This is a genomic window from Photobacterium sagamiensis (genome assembly GCF_050337085.1).
In the GTDB taxonomy this organism is placed as follows: domain Bacteria; phylum Pseudomonadota; class Gammaproteobacteria; order Enterobacterales; family Vibrionaceae; genus Photobacterium; species Photobacterium sagamiensis.
The window spans coordinates 26020-43221 of the sequence record NZ_JAKJSP010000011.1 but is presented as its reverse complement, the minus strand read 5'-3'; the positions used below and the strand labels follow the sequence as shown (position 1 = coordinate 43221).

16 protein-coding genes are annotated in these 17202 nt (G+C 44.4%); 8 read left to right on the top strand and 8 right to left on the bottom strand.

Going from position 1 to position 17202, the window contains the following annotated elements:
• Nucleotides 1–10 precede the first annotated feature (10 nt).
• Nucleotides 11–1258, top strand: coding sequence for an OmpP1/FadL family transporter (locus L4D76_RS01200; RefSeq protein ID WP_428439106.1), 1248 nt, complete (start codon nt 11–13; stop codon nt 1256–1258).
• A 106-nt stretch (nt 1259–1364) separates the two neighbouring features.
• Here the strand turns inward: L4D76_RS01200 and L4D76_RS01195 are convergent, their stop codons facing one another.
• The 5 genes from L4D76_RS01195 to L4D76_RS01175 all read right to left on the bottom strand — a co-directional run bounded on the left by L4D76_RS01195 (nt 1365) and on the right by L4D76_RS01175 (nt 6333).
• On the bottom strand, nt 1365–1997 hold the full coding sequence (locus L4D76_RS01195; protein WP_428439105.1) for a LysE family translocator: 633 nt from the start codon (nt 1995–1997) through the stop codon (nt 1365–1367).
• 224 nt (nt 1998–2221) lie between these two features.
• Complete coding sequence (locus L4D76_RS01190; protein ID WP_428439104.1) at nt 2222–3181, bottom strand: hypothetical protein; 960 nt, start codon at nt 3179–3181, stop codon at nt 2222–2224.
• 127 nt (nt 3182–3308) lie between these two features.
• Nucleotides 3309–4835, bottom strand: a complete 1527-nt coding sequence (locus L4D76_RS01185) for a PhnE/PtxC family ABC transporter permease (protein WP_428439103.1) — start codon at nt 4833–4835, stop codon at nt 3309–3311.
• Nucleotides 4835–5485: an ATP-binding cassette domain-containing protein gene (locus L4D76_RS01180; RefSeq protein ID WP_428439102.1), complete on the bottom strand. Its 651-nt coding sequence runs from the start codon at nt 5483–5485 to the stop codon at nt 4835–4837. Before L4D76_RS01180 ends, L4D76_RS01185 begins: the two co-directional genes overlap by 1 nt.
• On the bottom strand, nt 5485–6333 hold the full coding sequence (locus L4D76_RS01175; RefSeq protein WP_428439101.1) for a putative selenate ABC transporter substrate-binding protein: 849 nt from the start codon (nt 6331–6333) through the stop codon (nt 5485–5487). Before L4D76_RS01175 ends, L4D76_RS01180 begins: the two co-directional genes overlap by 1 nt.
• 293 nt (nt 6334–6626) lie before the next feature.
• Between L4D76_RS01175 and L4D76_RS01170 the strand changes: the two genes are divergently transcribed.
• From L4D76_RS01170 to L4D76_RS01140, 7 genes are all read left to right on the top strand, one after another.
• A complete protein-coding gene (locus tag L4D76_RS01170) occupies nt 6627–7802 on the top strand; it encodes a sugar ABC transporter substrate-binding protein (protein ID WP_428439100.1) in 1176 nt (391 codons plus the stop codon).
• The gene (locus L4D76_RS01165; RefSeq protein ID WP_428439099.1) at nt 7802–9913 is read left to right on the top strand and encodes a diguanylate cyclase; all 2112 of its coding nucleotides are present in this window, start codon (nt 7802–7804) and stop codon (nt 9911–9913) included. Before L4D76_RS01170 ends, L4D76_RS01165 begins: the two co-directional genes overlap by 1 nt.
• A gap of 315 nt (nt 9914–10228) precedes the next feature.
• Nucleotides 10229–10672, top strand: a complete 444-nt coding sequence (locus tag L4D76_RS01160; protein WP_428439098.1) for an Hsp20/alpha crystallin family protein — start codon at nt 10229–10231, stop codon at nt 10670–10672.
• Between the two features lie 16 nt (nt 10673–10688).
• Nucleotides 10689–11057, top strand: a complete 369-nt coding sequence (locus L4D76_RS01155) for an Hsp20/alpha crystallin family protein (protein ID WP_428439097.1) — start codon at nt 10689–10691, stop codon at nt 11055–11057.
• 54 nt (nt 11058–11111) lie between these two features.
• Nucleotides 11112–12059: a DnaJ C-terminal domain-containing protein gene (locus L4D76_RS01150; protein ID WP_428439096.1), complete on the top strand. Its 948-nt coding sequence runs from the start codon at nt 11112–11114 to the stop codon at nt 12057–12059.
• Nucleotides 12060–12062: 3 nt separating this feature from the next.
• A complete protein-coding gene (locus tag L4D76_RS01145; protein WP_428439095.1) occupies nt 12063–12380 on the top strand; it encodes a chaperone modulator CbpM in 318 nt (105 codons plus the stop codon).
• 725 nt (nt 12381–13105) lie between these two features.
• Entirely contained in the window at nt 13106–13393 is a 288-nt protein-coding gene (locus L4D76_RS01140) for a hypothetical protein (RefSeq protein WP_428439094.1), read from the top strand.
• A gap of 349 nt (nt 13394–13742) precedes the next feature.
• Here L4D76_RS01140 and L4D76_RS01135 read toward each other — a convergent pair whose 3' ends face one another.
• The 3 genes from L4D76_RS01135 to L4D76_RS01125 all read right to left on the bottom strand — a co-directional run bounded on the left by L4D76_RS01135 (nt 13743) and on the right by L4D76_RS01125 (nt 17104).
• Nucleotides 13743–14093 carry a hypothetical protein gene (locus L4D76_RS01135; RefSeq protein WP_428439093.1) on the bottom strand — a complete coding sequence of 117 codons (351 nt, stop codon included), beginning with the start codon at nt 14091–14093 and terminating at the stop codon, nt 13743–13745.
• Between the two features lie 103 nt (nt 14094–14196).
• Nucleotides 14197–15915, bottom strand: a complete 1719-nt coding sequence (locus L4D76_RS01130; protein ID WP_428439092.1) for a monovalent cation:proton antiporter-2 (CPA2) family protein — start codon at nt 15913–15915, stop codon at nt 14197–14199.
• A gap of 724 nt (nt 15916–16639) precedes the next feature.
• Nucleotides 16640–17104, bottom strand: a complete 465-nt coding sequence (locus L4D76_RS01125) for an RNA methyltransferase (protein ID WP_428439091.1) — start codon at nt 17102–17104, stop codon at nt 16640–16642.
• Nucleotides 17105–17202: the final 98 nt, after the last annotated feature.

Genomic DNA, 17202 nt, shown 5'->3' with positions numbered 1-17202 from the left:
AACGACTACCATGGCGTCAGTTTCAAGTGAACAGCGCATCTTAAAGCGATTGCATGCCGTTACGTTTATATTCGCCATTTTGGTCACCTCCAATACATGGGCTGGCGGTCTATTCTTCTCCGAGTATGCAACCACTGCCAGCGTTGGCACTGCCGGAGTCGGAGGGATCACCAATACCACTACTGCAGAGGCCGGTGTCACCAATCCAGCAGGCCTTGTCGGGCTCAAGACCAACCAATTGCAACTGGGATTACAGATCGTCGATCTGACGGCGGAGTTTAAGAGCACCTCGCCAACAGTGGGGAAAAAAGACGGAGGTAGCACCGAACTTGTCCCCGCTGTATTTTATGCTTATCGCCTCAATGACAACATAGTGCTCGGCACTAGTTTCCATGCCGCCGGTGCCCTGAGTTTCGATTATGGAAGTGATTGGGCAGGGAAAAATTTCCTTAATGATGTGGAATTTGCCTTTCTTAACCTGACTGGAAGTATCGGCTACCGGGTCAATGACCAGTTCGCTATTGGGGGGGCTCTGGTGATCCAGCAGTTTTCCCTGGATCTGTCCACAACAGTTCCTCCTCTGCGGCCCTCCGGTACTGAACGGAAACAGAGTAGTGACGGTGACGATGTCACCCCGGGTTTTAACCTTGGCCTGATGTACGACCTCTCCGATGACACCCGAATCGGCTTTCACTACACCTCAAAGATTGAACACGAACTGGATATGGACTGGGATTCTGCACGATTCCCGCTACTCGATAAGTTCCTGTCTGGGAATTTTGACCTCAAGATCACCACGCCGGCCAGCTACACACTGGGGGGCAGTCATCAGCTGGACCAGCAATGGCGACTAATGGCCCGCCTTGCTTATGAACAGTGGAGCGACTTTGGTGAACTCACCGCAAAAACAGATATAGGCACAATTGATGGGAATATGAATCTGGAGGATATTTACGATATAGGTATCGCAGCTGAATACCGCACCCCAGCCTGGACGGTGTATACCGGCATATCCTACCAAGAGGCGATTGTCAGCGAGGAAGACCGCCTGATTTCCTTACCTGCTGATAAGAGCTGGAAACTCGGGGTTGGCGGCGAATGGGCTCTGGGCAACGACAGTTACTTTGGGCTCGCCTATGAACTGGTGTTGATCGACGAAGCCAAACTCAGTCAATCCAATATCCGCGGCACTCGCACACTGGAAGGAAAGATGAGCGACTACTATATTCAATTTCTCAGCGCGTCCTATCGCTATTAGTCTGCGAATGAGAAAGGTTTGGAGTACCTCTGGTAATTCGAACTTTTTATTACCACAGTGCGGGCAGGTTAATTCAGACTCTAAAACGATATCAGCCATAACTTAATTAACTCGTAATGATTTTTACACCAAATATAGTAAATAGACCGCCTGTTGCATAATCAATTACCCTGGTGGCTTTTCTATACATCTTCTGTGCTTTTTTTCGCGAAAAAACAAACGCTAAAATCAAATGCCAGATTAAGGAAATCGTGCCCATCAGTAACATAGTCATTATGGTGAGTTCCCATGTCATTGTACTTGGCATTGAAACTGCGAATAAACTAAGAACAAACAGGCCTGTTTTAGGGTTTAATAAACTGGTGATAAAGGCCAGACGAAATAATTGCATTGGCTTAATTGAATGCGGTTCGGCAGGGGAAGTGTGAAACACACAATTTTTGCTTTGACGAGTCGAAATAATACGCTTCAAGCCCAAAAAAATGAGGTATCCACCTCCGAGGATTTTAAGTGCATCAAACAGCCAGGGAAAAGTATTGAGTACGATCAATAGCCCCGAGGCACCTAACAATCCCCATAACATTACAGCACATCCAACCCCTAATGCTGCCCAACTGGCGAGAAAGCGATTGAATTTTAAAGCCGTATTCATTGTGAGTAAAACATTTGCGCCCGGAGTGATGGCTGCTAATGTCCAAATAATGAAGACATGTAATGCGACGTCAAGATAGTTCACCATTATTTTTCACACTCTATTGAAGTTTCCAGACCAAGCGGCCGTTAAAGCTCTAAGTAGCATATAAAATTTATCTGTTTGGTGGTATATATCGGAGCATTATTTACATAGCTTGCAGTATGTAGCAAGCGCTAATATCAAACAGATTATATGGGCGTATGTTAAAAGGGCTTTGTCTGATCATCCAGAGAGAGCAGATGGCTATGCTGACCATTTTGTTCCCATATTTACTTGACAGTGCGATATAAATAACGCTCACACACTTTAGTGTCGAGAGTGCGCAGAATTGCCGCTATGAGAGCCACTAATAGTACGGCAAATATCAATCGTCCCCAGAAAATAGTATTAAAATCTGCACCAATTAGAAGTACCAACAAGGTATCTTCAATCAAGCTATGAAGAAGGTTGAGTAGCATAATTGCTGTGAAAATATCGCGAGCTGGTATGTGACCTTTCTTTGCTTCATTGATTAATAACCCGCCACCATAAGAAAGCCCAAGTGTGACACCAATGATAGTAAGGTTTGTCGCTTCTTTGCTGATCCCTAATAATCTAAGTAATGGACTAAGAATCTTAGTCATTAGACGCTCAATTCCTAGCAGCTTTAGCACCTTAAGAGTGAACAGCAATGCTGAGATAACAACAAATATCATGGCCAGGTTTTCTATCTGACTTAGTGCCCAGCTTAAGTAATCTGTGTCAGTGCTTTGTTCCTGTTGCCATAAGACTTGCGCTGCTTGCTGTAATGAATTTGTACCCTCGTAGGTGAGGTGCAGTAACCAAGCAAACAATAAGCTTCCGCCAATTCGTACCAGTAAAGTTGTCCAAAGGGTAACTCCGGCTTTTCTAGCTAAGGCGACTTCAACTGGTAGTGAATGGGCGAGAAGCATCATACTGCCAAGAATCGATACTTGAGCAACGGTCAGAGGTATGTCTAGGTTGATAAATACCAATAGTCCCGCGTAGATGTTGGTCAATAAAGTGGTTGCCCAAACTAATCCCATTTCACTTGGTAGCCCAACGGCATGCATTAGCGGGCCAAGTAATTCGCTAAGTAAAATGATACCGCCCATTTCTTCAATCACCTTGAGGATGAGAATGATAGGGATCATCACTTTAAACAAAGTAATGGTTACTTCGAAGATCTCTTGTGAAAGTTGCTTAAAAAACGGTCCCACTTTTGTCATAACTGCTTTCTTGTATATGTATAGAATTTTTCAATAAAGAAATGATACTTAGATGAGTGTGATTTATATTCGATATTAACGCCATAAACCACACTAAAATTTCTTATTTTCGTAACCTGATATCCAGTCAAACGACACTCGGCCTGACGTTTAGCTTTTGCCGGATACGACGTGACAGGGTATCAATGCCGATGCAGAGCAAGGCGGTGATAACGATGTAAAACATGGCACGATCAAAGCGCATATCTTCAAATGCGGAGTCGATATAAAAGCCCAGTGTCGTGACACCCAATACGCCGAGTATGGCGGTTTCGCGCATGATGACTTCCCAGCGATAGAAGAGAAAGGCAAGGAAACTGCTGTATATCCTCGGTAACACTTCATACAGATAGAGGGAAATCGCCTGCCCGCGGGATACCTTCCCTTTATGAATCCCATGATGCTGTATTGGCGCATCGGCACGCAGTTTTAAAGTATTGGCTAACTCGGCCATTAAGAACGCAATTAATCCGCCATTATGGATAGCGAGTGCTAACACTGCGGGCAGCATTGATGGCCCCAATAGCAGCAGGAAAATAAACGCCAGGATCATCTCAGGGGTTGAGCGCAATACAACCAGTATCCCCTGACCGACTATTCGCCCGGTAAACCCGACAAAGAATTTGACCGCCAAAGGGAACACGATGAGGGCGATCACCCCGGTGGCGACGAGTGCCATCTGAGTGAGGATCAGCGTATTGATCACCCCTTCAAAGATGTCACCGGTTAATAACGACCAGTACCAATGAAGTGTTTCCGTTACGACCTGAAGATCGACCTCTGTTGCGCGCCGCAGGGGGGCCGGCCAGATATCCGAGCCAAAGAAGCGGGCAAAGTTATCCCAGTTAATGTGTCCGAACTCAGGTAGATAGAACCACGCTGCAGCAATATAGACCGGCAATAGTTTTGTTTTGAGCCAGACATTGATTGAGGTGATCAACAGGTAGAACAACAGGAGTAAAGCACCGGCCTGGGAATAATTGCCTTGGCTAAAAGCACTTTCTAAGTGGAATCCGAGGGTCGGCAGGCCGATAAATCCGAGTATGGTGCTGGAACGCAAAGCACATTCAAAACGATAACGGGTGTAGCTGAACAGTTGATCCCGGACCAGAGCAAGCTTGGTATAAACAAAGACACTGAACACATCGGCTTTGCGGGAAACCGTCAGTGCCGGTGTGTTATCTGCCTGCTCAAATATCTCCGCATAGACTTTGGCAAAAGTACATGCGTAGGGAATGGAAATGGCGCATAAGGCAGTCAGAGGGGTTAACCCGAAGAGCTGCAGAAAGATCAACGCCCAGAACAATTCGTGGATCGAACGAAAGAACGCACAGAGTATTCGTACCGGTCGGTGATCAAAAACTAAGGCAAGAAAAAAGCCAAAGAACGCCCCGAATGTGATCCCCAGTAAAGCAATACTCAGGGTAAAGAGGAGGGCGTCGAACAGGTATTCGGTTGCGAAGAAATCCGGTGTTACCAGACCTGTGAGTATTCGTCCCATTTCCGTCCATGGGTCGAGTGTCGAGATCTCTAAATCGGCCGTCAGGGTTAACGTCAGCGCGATAAGAATAAAGATAAAACTCAGCTTTCCCTGAGCATGTCCTGAACTTTGCATTATAACTGGTAAAGCTGATTTAGCGCGACGATATCGAGCTGGCTGGTGGGCTTGTCGAATGCAATCTTGCCATGTTTAAGGCCAATGATACGGTCAAAACAGCTCAGTGCCAGCTGCCTGTCGTGAATGGCAACGATAAGGGTGTGGTGTGACTCGCAGATATGCGTAAGAAGTAATTGTGCCTGTAGCGGGTCGAGGCTTGAAACGGGTTCATCCCCCATAAAGACGGGTTTATTGCGGTACAGCGCACGACCAATCGCAACGCGTTGACGTTGCCCGCCAGAAAGCTTGTCTACCGATGTTTTCATTTTATCATGCAGGCCCAGCGTGCTGGCGATTGCAGCAATTTCATTCCAGCGTTGAGGCTTGATGAGGTTCCATAGGTTGCCGAAGGCATTGAACTGATCCAGCCGGGCCATATAAATATTGTTATACAGGCTGAGCGGCCCGACCAGGCCGTGGCTTTGCGGGCATAACGCGGTCTGATCATGAATCAGCGAGTGGAGCCTGTTGAGTAAGGTCGATTTCCCGGCACCACTGGGTCCGATCAATGCGACTTTTTCTCCGGCTTCAATCGTCAGGGAGATATTGTGCAGTACCGGGCTATTATCATAGCCCAGTACGGCTTCATTAAGCTCTAGCAACGCCATTAATCAATAAGGCCGATTGAACGAGCAACATCTTCAACAGGTTCAAAATCTTTGTTGCTGGCTGGTACGAAGCTTTGACGCGGGAAGCTGGCTAATAGCGCAGGATCTTTCATCTCAAGCAATGCCTGAGTCAGTTTTTGTTTAAAGTTCTGACCGAATTGAGCATCGACATCGCCACGTACCGTCCATTGATAATCAGGGTAAGTCGGCGTTTCCCAAATAACAGAGACTTTGCTGTTATCTATCTTTCCTGCTTTTAGCTCGTTTTCCCACACTTTATAGTTAACGGCACCAATTAGGTAGGCACCGGATTGTACTTGCGCGATGGTGCGGCTGTGATCGCCAGAAAAACCGACACGTTTGAATATTTGCTTTGGTGATTTTTCGAAAAACTCACGCAGGTAAAATTCAGGCATCAGGCGGCCTGATGTTGAACCTTTAGAGCCGAAAGTGAAGGTTTTATTCGCGATCCCGGCAGGGAAGGTATCGGATTGTTGTAGTCCGGTAGAAGCATGGGCGATGAAGTAGCTTTTGAAAAATTGATCTTCATAGCCTTGTGCAATCGCTTCGGCCCCAGGTACTAACTGGCGAGCACGAACACCGGAAAGTCCACCAAACCAGGCAAGCTGAACCTGGTTATTGCGAAATGCAGTGATCGCTGCCGCGTAAGATTTGACGGGTATATATTTTACTTCAACCCCTGTCTGTTCACTTAAATAAGTGGCGACTTTATCAAATCGTTCACGTAGCCGATTTTCATTTTCATCAGGGATTGCCGTAAAAGTGAATGTTTGGGCATAGCTTAACCAACTCATCCCTAACAAGAAAATAGCAAAGATGGCTTTCATTACTATGGGTCCTTCAGCTTCAAAATGCTGTAGATGATACACAAAGTTTTACCCAATACATAACCAAGAGTCTGGCTTTGCGAGGAGGGGTATCTGCTGGTGAATGGCTTACTTGACTAAAAGCCACTAATTTCTTGCTGAACTCTGCATTCTGAGGTGGCTTGGGTAACTATTTCAGCAGAATTTGTAGTCAATCACATCGCGCTCTCTGAATACCGTGAGTGATATGTTATGTTGTACGGCTATTGATAACTTACATATATACCTTTATGGCAACAAAGGAGGCGGGCTGGTTGACTGTATTTCGCCATGTAGTTCTTGTATTAATGCTGCTATCAACACCGCAAGTATGTGCTGCTGATATTACGATTTGGTATTCACACCAGTCAGAATCGTTTCTGGAAGGGTTAGTGAAACGTTTTGAGCAAGAAACGGCTACTCGTGTTTCTCTCATTCAGTTTGAGCCTGAAAAAATCAAAGCTGAAATCATACTGGGGGCACAGTATGAACAAGTGCCTGATCTTATTTTTGTTCCTTCTGATTTTCTCGGCCTTTACCGACAGATGCAATTGGAGCCGATTCCCGAGCAATGGCTTAGCACTGAATTGGCCCAGGACGCACGGGAAACGGCATTGGTTGATGGCGCTTACTGGGGCGTGCCTATTATTCAGGGCAATCACTTAATGCTGTTTTATAACAAACAGTATGTGACCAATCCCGCGACAAGCTGGGAGAGTATCCGCACATCAGTCACTAAATTTCAGCAGCGTCATCTTATGCCTGTCGGTTGGAACTACAGCGATATGTATTATTTTGTCCCATTCCTGTCTGCATTTAACGGCAGGCCAATCTCTGGAGATCAGATCAGTTTAAATACGCCTGCTATGGTTCGGGCCCTTAAATTTTACCGCCAGTTAGCCCTGGACAACGTGGTGGATGGAAATTGTGATTATAACTGTTCGCAAAAGCTATTTATAAAAGGTGAGACGGCTTACGCCATAAATGGCGATTGGGCTTACCAAGATCTTAAGCGTGAGTTGGGTGACAATTTAGGAGTGACGCTGTTGCCGACAGTGAAAGGGAAAGTGATGCACCCAATGAAAAGTACGTTTGTTTTCGCGATTCCTGAAAAATCCAGTGCGGGCAGTGATAAAAAAGAGCATATCCGACACTTTCTGAAATTTGTCCAAAGAAAAGATAATCAAGAATGGGTCTATCAGAGCCATCGACTACTGCCGGTAGATCAGAAATTATTTAATCAGGTAGTCAAACAAGCGACGGGCGACGAACGGGTCATACTCAAACAGCTTCAGCTTGCTGAGCCAATGCCGTCGCTCACTGCTATGGCGATTGCATGGCAGGCGATGAAAAAAGGTTATTTAAGGTTCAAGGATGGCTTATCAGCAGAAAAAGCGGCTGCATATATGCAGCAATTGGCTGATACGCAACAACAACGGCTGCAAAACTGATGAAGTTACGTTTGAAGTATTCGCTAGCATTACTGATGATACTTGTTGCGATTTTACCAGCTGCAATCGTTGGTAGTTTGCTATTAAAACATCAGTCTGAGATTGAAAAAAATAATCACATAGAGCAACTTGAACGTCTGTCGGGAACCTTGCTGCAGGAGTTTAATTACCGTTTTAATGTGCTTTCAACCAGTCTCGATGTGCATGCTCGTGATCGGCTGCTGGTTCAGGCCATGGATGATTTTTTTCTTTCCAGCCATGTTCGAGCCACTTTAGAGTCTTTGGTTAGTCATGCTCCGTTGGTTAAAGCCGCTTATTTGGTCGATAAGAATTGGGAAGAAATTGAAAACTATCGGGGAATGACGGGGCGGATTGAATTAGATCTAGTCAAGCAGGAGCTGAATCAAAGAATAGAGAAAGGGCAGTTGAGTACCGCCCGGCAGTGGGTTTTTGCCTATCAGAATGAAGTGCTGGTCTCCAGTAACATCAGCCCCAGCCAGCGAGGGATTACACTCGTGGTTCCGATCTATCAGTCGTTATTGACTGAAGGATTAACTCGACAGCCGCTCGGTTACCTTATCGCAGTCATCCCGGTTGAGAGCATTAGTGAAGTACTCAGCCCTTACCTGAAATTTGGTGAAAAAGTAGAGCTCTACCGCGATCAGAACCAGGTGCTGGTGGTGGCGTCTGACGGCGATACCGCATTAAGTGATCCGATCACACGGAGTCAGCAGATTGAAATTGATAATGAATATATCGCAAACCCTCTTAGCTATGATGCAGTGGTATACATAGACCGAAATCTTAAGGGAGGTGAACTTGTCGATTCCCTTCATATTATTGTATTGGTGATAACAGGGTTGATTGTGCTGGGAGTGTTTGGTTCCGCGGTTACCTATCGCTGGATCACTCGTCCGCTCAGTGTATTAATGCGGATGGTCCGCTCATATTCTCGTGGTGAGTATATGCAGAAGGAGCGTAATCTGCGCTTTGCAGAGTTCTACCAAGTCGGTAAATTATTCAACGAGATGGCCTCGACGATTCAGGCTCAGCTTGAGGATCTTGCGTTTACTAACAACGAATTGAAAAAAGCTTATAGTGAAAAAGAAAAATACAATATTCAGCTGCTCAACTTTAACGATCAGTTAGGGAGAAAAGTTGACGAAAAAACGGAAGAGTTGACTCATTCGCTTCAGCGTGAAGAAAAACGACGTAAGATCTTGCAGTCATTACTGGCCTTCAGCGCTAAATTACAGCAAGGCAATATCAAAGAGGTCGCGCTAGCGCAGGTGGCAAATTTGTATCCGCAGGCGGGTTGGGCCTTGAAACTCGAAGGAACCGATGACACCGAATGGGAGATATCCGATATTGACTCTGCAACACTCGATCTGTTGGAAAACGTGAAAGCCAATGCCGAGTATTGCTATCAAAGCGGTGAAGAGATCTTACATTGCTTTAATCTGGCAGACTCCCAAGGTCATTCACTCGGGATGCTAGTGATGCAGTATTCTCTGCTTGAGCGGGAAGATTTTGAAATTATTTCTTTATTCGTGCGCCAACTCTCTTCCGCAATAGAAGGACGGATGCTAAACGAAGAACTCGAACGTATTGCCGTGACAGATGCGCTGACTGAATTACCTAACCGTAAAGCATTTGATGGCGCCTTTGACCGCTGTGCCGATTTGGTTGAGCGTTATCCGGAGCGACAATTCGGGATTTTCATCATAGATGTTAATGATTTGAAACAAGCGAACGATGATTACGGCCATGTTGTCGGTGATAAACTATTAAAAGACGTCGCTGAGGGGCTACAAGAGGCTTGCCGTCAAACAGATAGTGTTTTCAGGTTAGGCGGCGATGAATTTGCCATCGTAGTTGAAGAGGGAGGACAAAAAGCTTGTCAGGTATTGGGCCGACGATTAGAGGCTGTAAGAAGCAAACGAATTATTCAATTGGATAGCGGTGAGTCGCTCCCAATTCAGTTTGCCTTAGGTTGGGCGAGTAGCGAAGATACCCCGATGGATAAGCTGTTTCAAGTTGCGGATAAAGCGATGTATCAGGATAAACAAGCCTACCATCAGCATGCGAACTTGCAGGGCCAACCTTCTTAACTAATACCATTAATCCTAGAATGTCTTCATGAGCATTATTACTGCCATTGCTTAGGTTATTACCGGCAGGTAATAACCAAGTGATTTGGTACGTTATCAGATACCTCCACCCATATCTTTTTGCCGTGTTTCCTCACAAGTTGACTATACTGGTAATTAATTATCATACCGTTCCAGGTTTTTGATGCGCATAGCTTTTTCTGTTGGCGTAGCATCGCAGGTAACAACAAAATAATGTAACAAGGCAGAAGCGCTTCAGAGGGAACTAAATAAGTTATATGACAGCTGTTAAACGAAACAACAGAGGAGAAACTTATGTCTCGTTCACTTATTGATATTGAAGACAGCTTTTATGAGCCATTGCACCGTATGCAGGACGAACTGACACACAATTTCTGGGACTGGCCATTTACCAGTATTCGCGCTACCGGTCATAAGAGTTATCCGCCGTCAAACCTCGGCCATACCGATGACAAGGTTATTGTCTACCTGTTTGTACCTGGTCTCGATCTGGCAAGTATCGAACTGAACGCCCGCCATGGTTTGTTGACCATTTCAGGTCAACGTCCAATACCGAAAACCGAAAAAGGCAAGTATTACGCCAATGAACGCTTTTCCGGAGAGTTCCATCGTTCAATTAGCCTTCCTGACTATGCGGATCCGGATCAGGCCGAAGCAAGCTATCGAGATGGAATATTAACTGTTAGCTTGCGCCGAAACGAAGATGCATTGTCACCGAAAAAAATTGAAATTAAATGACAGATCGGAGGTTGTTATGAGTGATGAACAGTACACTTCAGAACAGAAAAAGCTACGTTATATCAGTCCCCGCGTCGATATCAGCGAAGATGGTGACGGTATTAGTCTGTATGCAGATATGCCCGGAGTGACACGTGACGGACTAATCATAGAGGCTCATGCGAATAAACTATCCATCAAAGGTAAAATCGACCTTGAGCCTGATGAAAGCTATAAGCCAATAATGAATGAAATACGCTATAACGCCTACTCACGTGAGTTTACATTGAGCAAAGAGTTTGATAGCACAAATATCACTGCCAGTTTAAATGATGGTGTGCTTTACCTGCATATACCTAAACGTGAAGAGCTAAAACCGACGCGGATCAAAATCAATGTCGATTGAGATTGATCAATTACGGCGTAAGAAATCTGGCTTTCAGAACTGAAGAGTGGTGTTATGGAGTATCGTGATTATTACGCCACCCTTGATGTTCCCCGCACCGCAACTCAGGCAGAGATTAAGCGCGCTTATAAAAAACTGGCGCGCAAATACCATCCTGATGTCAGTAAAGAAGCGGATGCCGATAAAAAGTTCATCCTGGTCCGTGAAGCATATGAAGCGCTAAAAGATCCTAAAAAGCGTGCTGCCTATGATCAACTAGGAGACAGTTGGCGGACCGGGCAGGAATTTACTGCGCCGCCCAACTGGGAGCGGAACTTTCATTTTTCAGGCGACAGTTTTAGTCAGGGAGATGACGCAGCGTTTTCCGATTTCTTTGAATCCCTGTTTGGTAACCCGTTTCAACAGGCACCTCATCACTCTCGCCAGGCGTTCCGTGGGCATCGCTTCACGACCAAAGGGGCAGATCAGCATGCCAAAATCCAGATCGATATTGAAGATAGTTTCCACGGCACTACGCGGACACTGACCCTGCAAGATCCCTCATCCGACAGGCAACAGGCTCAAACCATTAGCTTACGCATCCCCAAGGGGATCCGAGATGGACAACAGATCCGCCTGAGCGGGAAGGGGTTACCGGGACAGCCCGGTGCCGCCAACGGGGATCTTTACCTTGAGGTAAGTTTCCGACCGCATTCCTTTTATCGGCTGGAACAAAAAAACCTCTGCCTGGTACTTCCCATCGCCCCATGGGAAGCGGCATTGGGCGCTAAAGTAAAAGTGCCGACCCCAACAGGGCCGCTTGAGGTCACCATTCCGGCTAATTCGGCTTCAGGACAAACACTACGCCTTAGCGGACGCGGTCTGCCAGGAAACCCTGCCGGAGATATGCTGGTCAAGCTGAATATCGTGTTACCCAAGGTGGACGATGAGCAGTCTAAGGCGCTGTTTCGCCAGATGCAGAGCATTATGCCCTTTAATCCACGCAGCAAACTGGGAGTCTAGCCAATGACTGAGCGACTTACTCCAAATCAGCTGACGATTACACTAATAGCGGAACATGAGCCAACCCTGACTCTGGTCGAGCTATGCCGAGCCTGCGACACACATGCCGAGTGGGTGATTGCTTTGGTTGAGGAAGGAATACTCGATCCTCGAGGTGATCGACCAATACACTGGCGGTTTGAAACCACTTGCCTGAGGCGCGCACGCAGTGCTCAGAGAATGGAGCAGGATTTAGGGTTGAACCTGCCGGGTATTGCTGTCGCCTTGGATCTTCTGGATGAGGTGGAGCGCTTGCAGCGTAAACTAGACAGCCAAATGTAAAGCAAATAAAAAACACATCCAGAGAAAACAACAAAGCCACAGAAAAATTTATACAGTGCTTAAAAACTGTGTTTTTTTGATATAAGCCAGTTTCTGCATGATTTTAATGATTCAATATTGCTGTAGGAATACAGTGGATAGTATGTATGATGCTTGCATCTACCCAGCTTGCTATAGCCTCATTCCTGCTTAGAGTTTTAGCTCATTAATATCCTGTTCACGTCGATTTTCAATATTGAAGGTAATGAAAGCCCATGCGGAAATCTGTCTATTAGTCACAACTAGCCTTTGTTGATCATAACGAATTGATCTCACGTTCCAGACTCGCAAAGGTCACTTATATCTCTATCCTAATTTCAGTTTCAACTTACTTATACACAGAAGGAAACTACCACTTTAGTGGTATGCAAAGTAACCATCAACAATTACGTCAATAATAAAATTAATTGTCTCGATGTACATATAAAACTAGTAATTCACAGCTTGACTCATAACCAAACAAAACCCCAACAAATTAGAGCATAACATCTATTAATTTAATTTTGCCCACATTATGTGCTACCCATTGTCACTCCAGTAGTGAAATTACCCTACCACTCTTGGAAAACATCATCTAGATCACATAAACTTACAAATAATTGAGAATGTGATTTTTAAAAAAAACTTTCCATTACATAATGATTAAGTCATCAAAACGAAGATATTGATTAATTAAAAGGGATTTTATGAATAACATTGCCGACTTTATCGAGCAACTTGAGAGTGCGAAAAACCCTTTCAGCATTTGGGTATATTCTAGTAAAGGTCATTATTGTCAGTTTGGCACTCAGGATAATAAACTGCATACATACCAACTACAGAAAGCAATTGAACAGCATTTACAAGTTATAGTAGAAATTCATAACGATGAAAATGAGAATGCTTTTCTCTTGTTACCTGAAGTACATGTGGTTGTACCAGTAAAATTCCATGGTGATCAAGTACACTCAATAACTCGACAACAAGCAGCATAATCTGCTATCTATACATTAGGGTGTCAATAACGATTAAAAAACAAACTATGGCTAGGTTATTTCTGAATTGCCCCAATTAATAAAGATATAAATAAACAGACCCATTGGGTCTGTTTTCTTTTTACAATTCAATACTGTCAGAAGTCCATTGATGAGAAAGTTTTGATGTGTCTCAGGGTAATCCAAGCAAGCAAAAATGAAACAATAACTCTAGGGCGGAAAGTGTCCCACATCGAATTAGCCGCTCCTGTTAACTCGAAAGTGCCCCATTTCGCGTTAACGTATTTACTCTGTAGCAGATTAAGCCAGCCGATTTGCCATACTTTCTCTCATATCAGGTTAGTAATGGTCAACTAAGTGGAGGCTTAAATTTATGCTTATTGGAGGAAAGAATGATAATACCAATTACTGTATGCACAATTATAACTCCCATCCCAACCGAGCCAGCTTCAAAATCATTTAAGAAGTGGACACCAGTTCTAAGAAAATAAATTAGGTGTTCTAATGCTTCTGCAAGCAATACAAATGCAAAAAAAACGAGGATTGTTCTTCTTAAGCCCCACAAGAAATATCTCGAAGAATAAAAAAGCAATATGCATGAAACCATTACTGGATAGAGAGTAATTTTTGTAATCGCTGCAACCGCCGAAGCGTAACCAAGAGGATAAATAACCTTAAACAGAGTTAAAGCTACCAACATGAAAAAACACATTACATACTTATTAGTAAGTGCACTCATCACAAGCTGTTAATGCTGATTTTCGATACCAAAGCATTGCGGTCATTTATTAACAGTGCACCGTTTACTTTTCACGCATACCCTCATTGATTCGTCCATAATAGTCTTTCCTAAACTGTTCCAGCACAACTGCTACTTCCGAGTCTTCAGCGCCTATATGAAGTAATGCAACATGGGCAAGTTCTGCGCTGGCCTCAAGGGTCTCTGAAACTGTATAGTGCGCACCAAGCGCCCTAAGATCACGACACTTGATAAGGTCATGACCCCGTGCAAAAACAGGAATATTTGGAAAATAACAATGAAGAGAGGATACAACTTGCTCTACCACGTCCACGTCATCAATTGAAACGATCACAAAAGGTGCCTCAGCAGCACCGGCCGTTCTTAATACCTCGTGCCGCTGGACATCTCCGAAATATACAGACTTGCCTTCTGAACGTTCGCGTTCCACAAGAGATGCATCTCTATCGATTGCCACATAAGGCACCTTCATTAAATCCAAGATATAACCGATCCTATGGCCCATGCGTCCAAAACCAGCAAGAATGACAGGCTTGGTATATTGCTCTGCATTATCTGGTTTTGCCTTACTAGTATCAACATCTGGCATAGTTGTGACACTTCTACGCGAAGCAAAAAAAATCCGGTTAGCTAATTTATCTAACGCAGGTGTTGCGAGCATACTCAGCAGGACAACAATTAGAAGATGTTGGAATAAAATATCATCCAAAAGCCCCATACCTTTAGCTAATGAAAATAACACCAATGCAAATTCACCACTTTGCGCCAAGAGTAAGGCTACCGAAATAGAAGCCTTTGCCTTTATGCCAAACAACCGTGATAAAGGCCAGAGAATCAAGAATTTGACAACCATTAACGCAATTGCAACACTTAATAGCACAATGGGCTTATCTAAAAGGCTGTCGAGATTTAGGGACATACCCATTGACATAAAAAACAGTCCAAGTAACAAACCTCGAAAGGGCTGGATCTCGGCGATAATCTGGTGGCGATAAGATGAATCGGCAATTAAGAGACCAGCGATAAATGCACCCATGGCCATAGATAACCCAATACTCTCCATAGCCTGTGCTGAGCCTAATACCAACAGTAAAGCCGATGCGGTAAATATTTCGGGGGAACTAAACCGGACAAGTATATTAAGTAGGGGATTCAAAATGTATCGGGCTACAACAATAACAAGTAAAAGAATGATAATCGCCTCGGCCAAGGCAAGAAAAACATCTTCTGCTATTGTTAATTCCGGTGCGGCCACAAACGAAACAAAAGCCAAAAGTGGAACCACCGCCAGGTCTTGTAACAGTAACACTGCAACAGAAGGTCTTCCGTATTCTGATGATAGCACCTTCCTTTCCGTTAACAGTTGAAGTACAAAGGCCGTTGAGGAAAGGGCTAACGCCGATCCTATTAAAAGCGAAATTTCCCACGAAGAATTAAGGAGTTCGTGGGCTATTACAGTTATCAATCCACCCGTTATTAGAACCTGGAGCGTTCCAAGTCCTAACACCAATCCTTTCATCTTCCATAGACGGGATGGATTAATTTCTATCCCAATTACAAACAACAGGAAAATCACACCCAACTCAGCGAAGCGCGCAATTTCAGCGTAATCCTGAATATATCCCAGTCCTGATGGCCCTAATACTATACCCGCAACCAAAAATCCTGATATTGCGCCAAAACCTAAAGCTTGAAACAAAGGTACTGCAATGACAGCCGCAGATAACAGAATGATAATATCAGTCAAATATTCAATATTCATAGACAGGTTCTCATCTATTACTAACAGAATTTTAATGCCAAAACAGGTGTGTAACTATCCAAGTCTTGAAATATCTTATTAGAGTGAAGCCTATATCCTCGGCATTATTAATGCTAATTAACTTTTTGAAGACTAGATTAGGGTAAATAGACCAAACTATCTCGGAATAGCAGGCAAAGTGGGATGTTGAAGGCGGAAAGTGCGCCAAAGCGCCCTAAAACCCGCAATGAAAAACGGCACTAATCACCCTCGATTTGTGCCGTCACTCTAACAAGTCAATGTCCTTAGCGAGATAACTCCAGCACGATTGATGCTTGCTTTCTTAGAGGAGCGAGCAAAACTCAAGAGGCCATTTTGACCACTAGGAAAAATCCTAACGGACGCTTTTTCCCGTTTTCGAGTGTTTTAGTGTGCGTCATACAGTCCATGGCAAAAGCGCAAACTGCTCGGTTTGAGATATGTTTTCTTATCCGACACGCCCAAGTTAGAGCATAAGCTCTAACGCGGTTTTGTCCCGATCCGCGTTACGCGAAACGGAAGTCCCCCTTTGTTGAATAAAAAAACACACACAGTTGTATTCAGTGTGTGTTTTTTGATAAAGCCAGTAAAGCAGGACGTTCACTCACGCAGTAATGAATACACTTTTTACTGTAAACTTACTATGTTGGCTTTGTTTGTATCTGTCAGAGACAGTTTCTAGTTTCTAGTTTCTAGTTTCTAGTTTCTAGTGATTTGAGAACTCTACACCATTTTCGATTTTTGCCATGCGATCGTACAGAATAACGTTCACAGCGGCAGCAAGATTCATACAACCTTTTGTGGGTACGTAAATTGTGTCACGACAAAACGCAGTAATTTCTTTTTTCAGTGTGCCGTCTTCAGGGCCGAAGATGTAAAACGCACGTTCTGGGTGCTTGTATTCAGGGAGAGGTTTAGCCCCTTCGATAAGATCAACGGCAACAGGTGTGCAACCCATTGGGATGATGTCTTTAAGTTCTTCGACACCAATTAGCGGAATGTTGCGGTGAACATCTTTTGTATCGGTACAGAACTGCTTAGCCATATCATAGCGTGTCCCGGTATAGAATACGGTGTTGACACCGTAGCAGCCCGCAGCTCGCATTACTGAACCGACGTTTTCAGGAGTTTTAGGGTTGAATAGCCCCACACAAGAGTAGCCTTTGCTCATTACTGTACTTCTTCGATAAAAAATTGAAGCGGGATTATATACCCAACCCCCTCAAGATGCGAGATTCAGAGCTTCCTCTGCTACAAACCCACCGTATC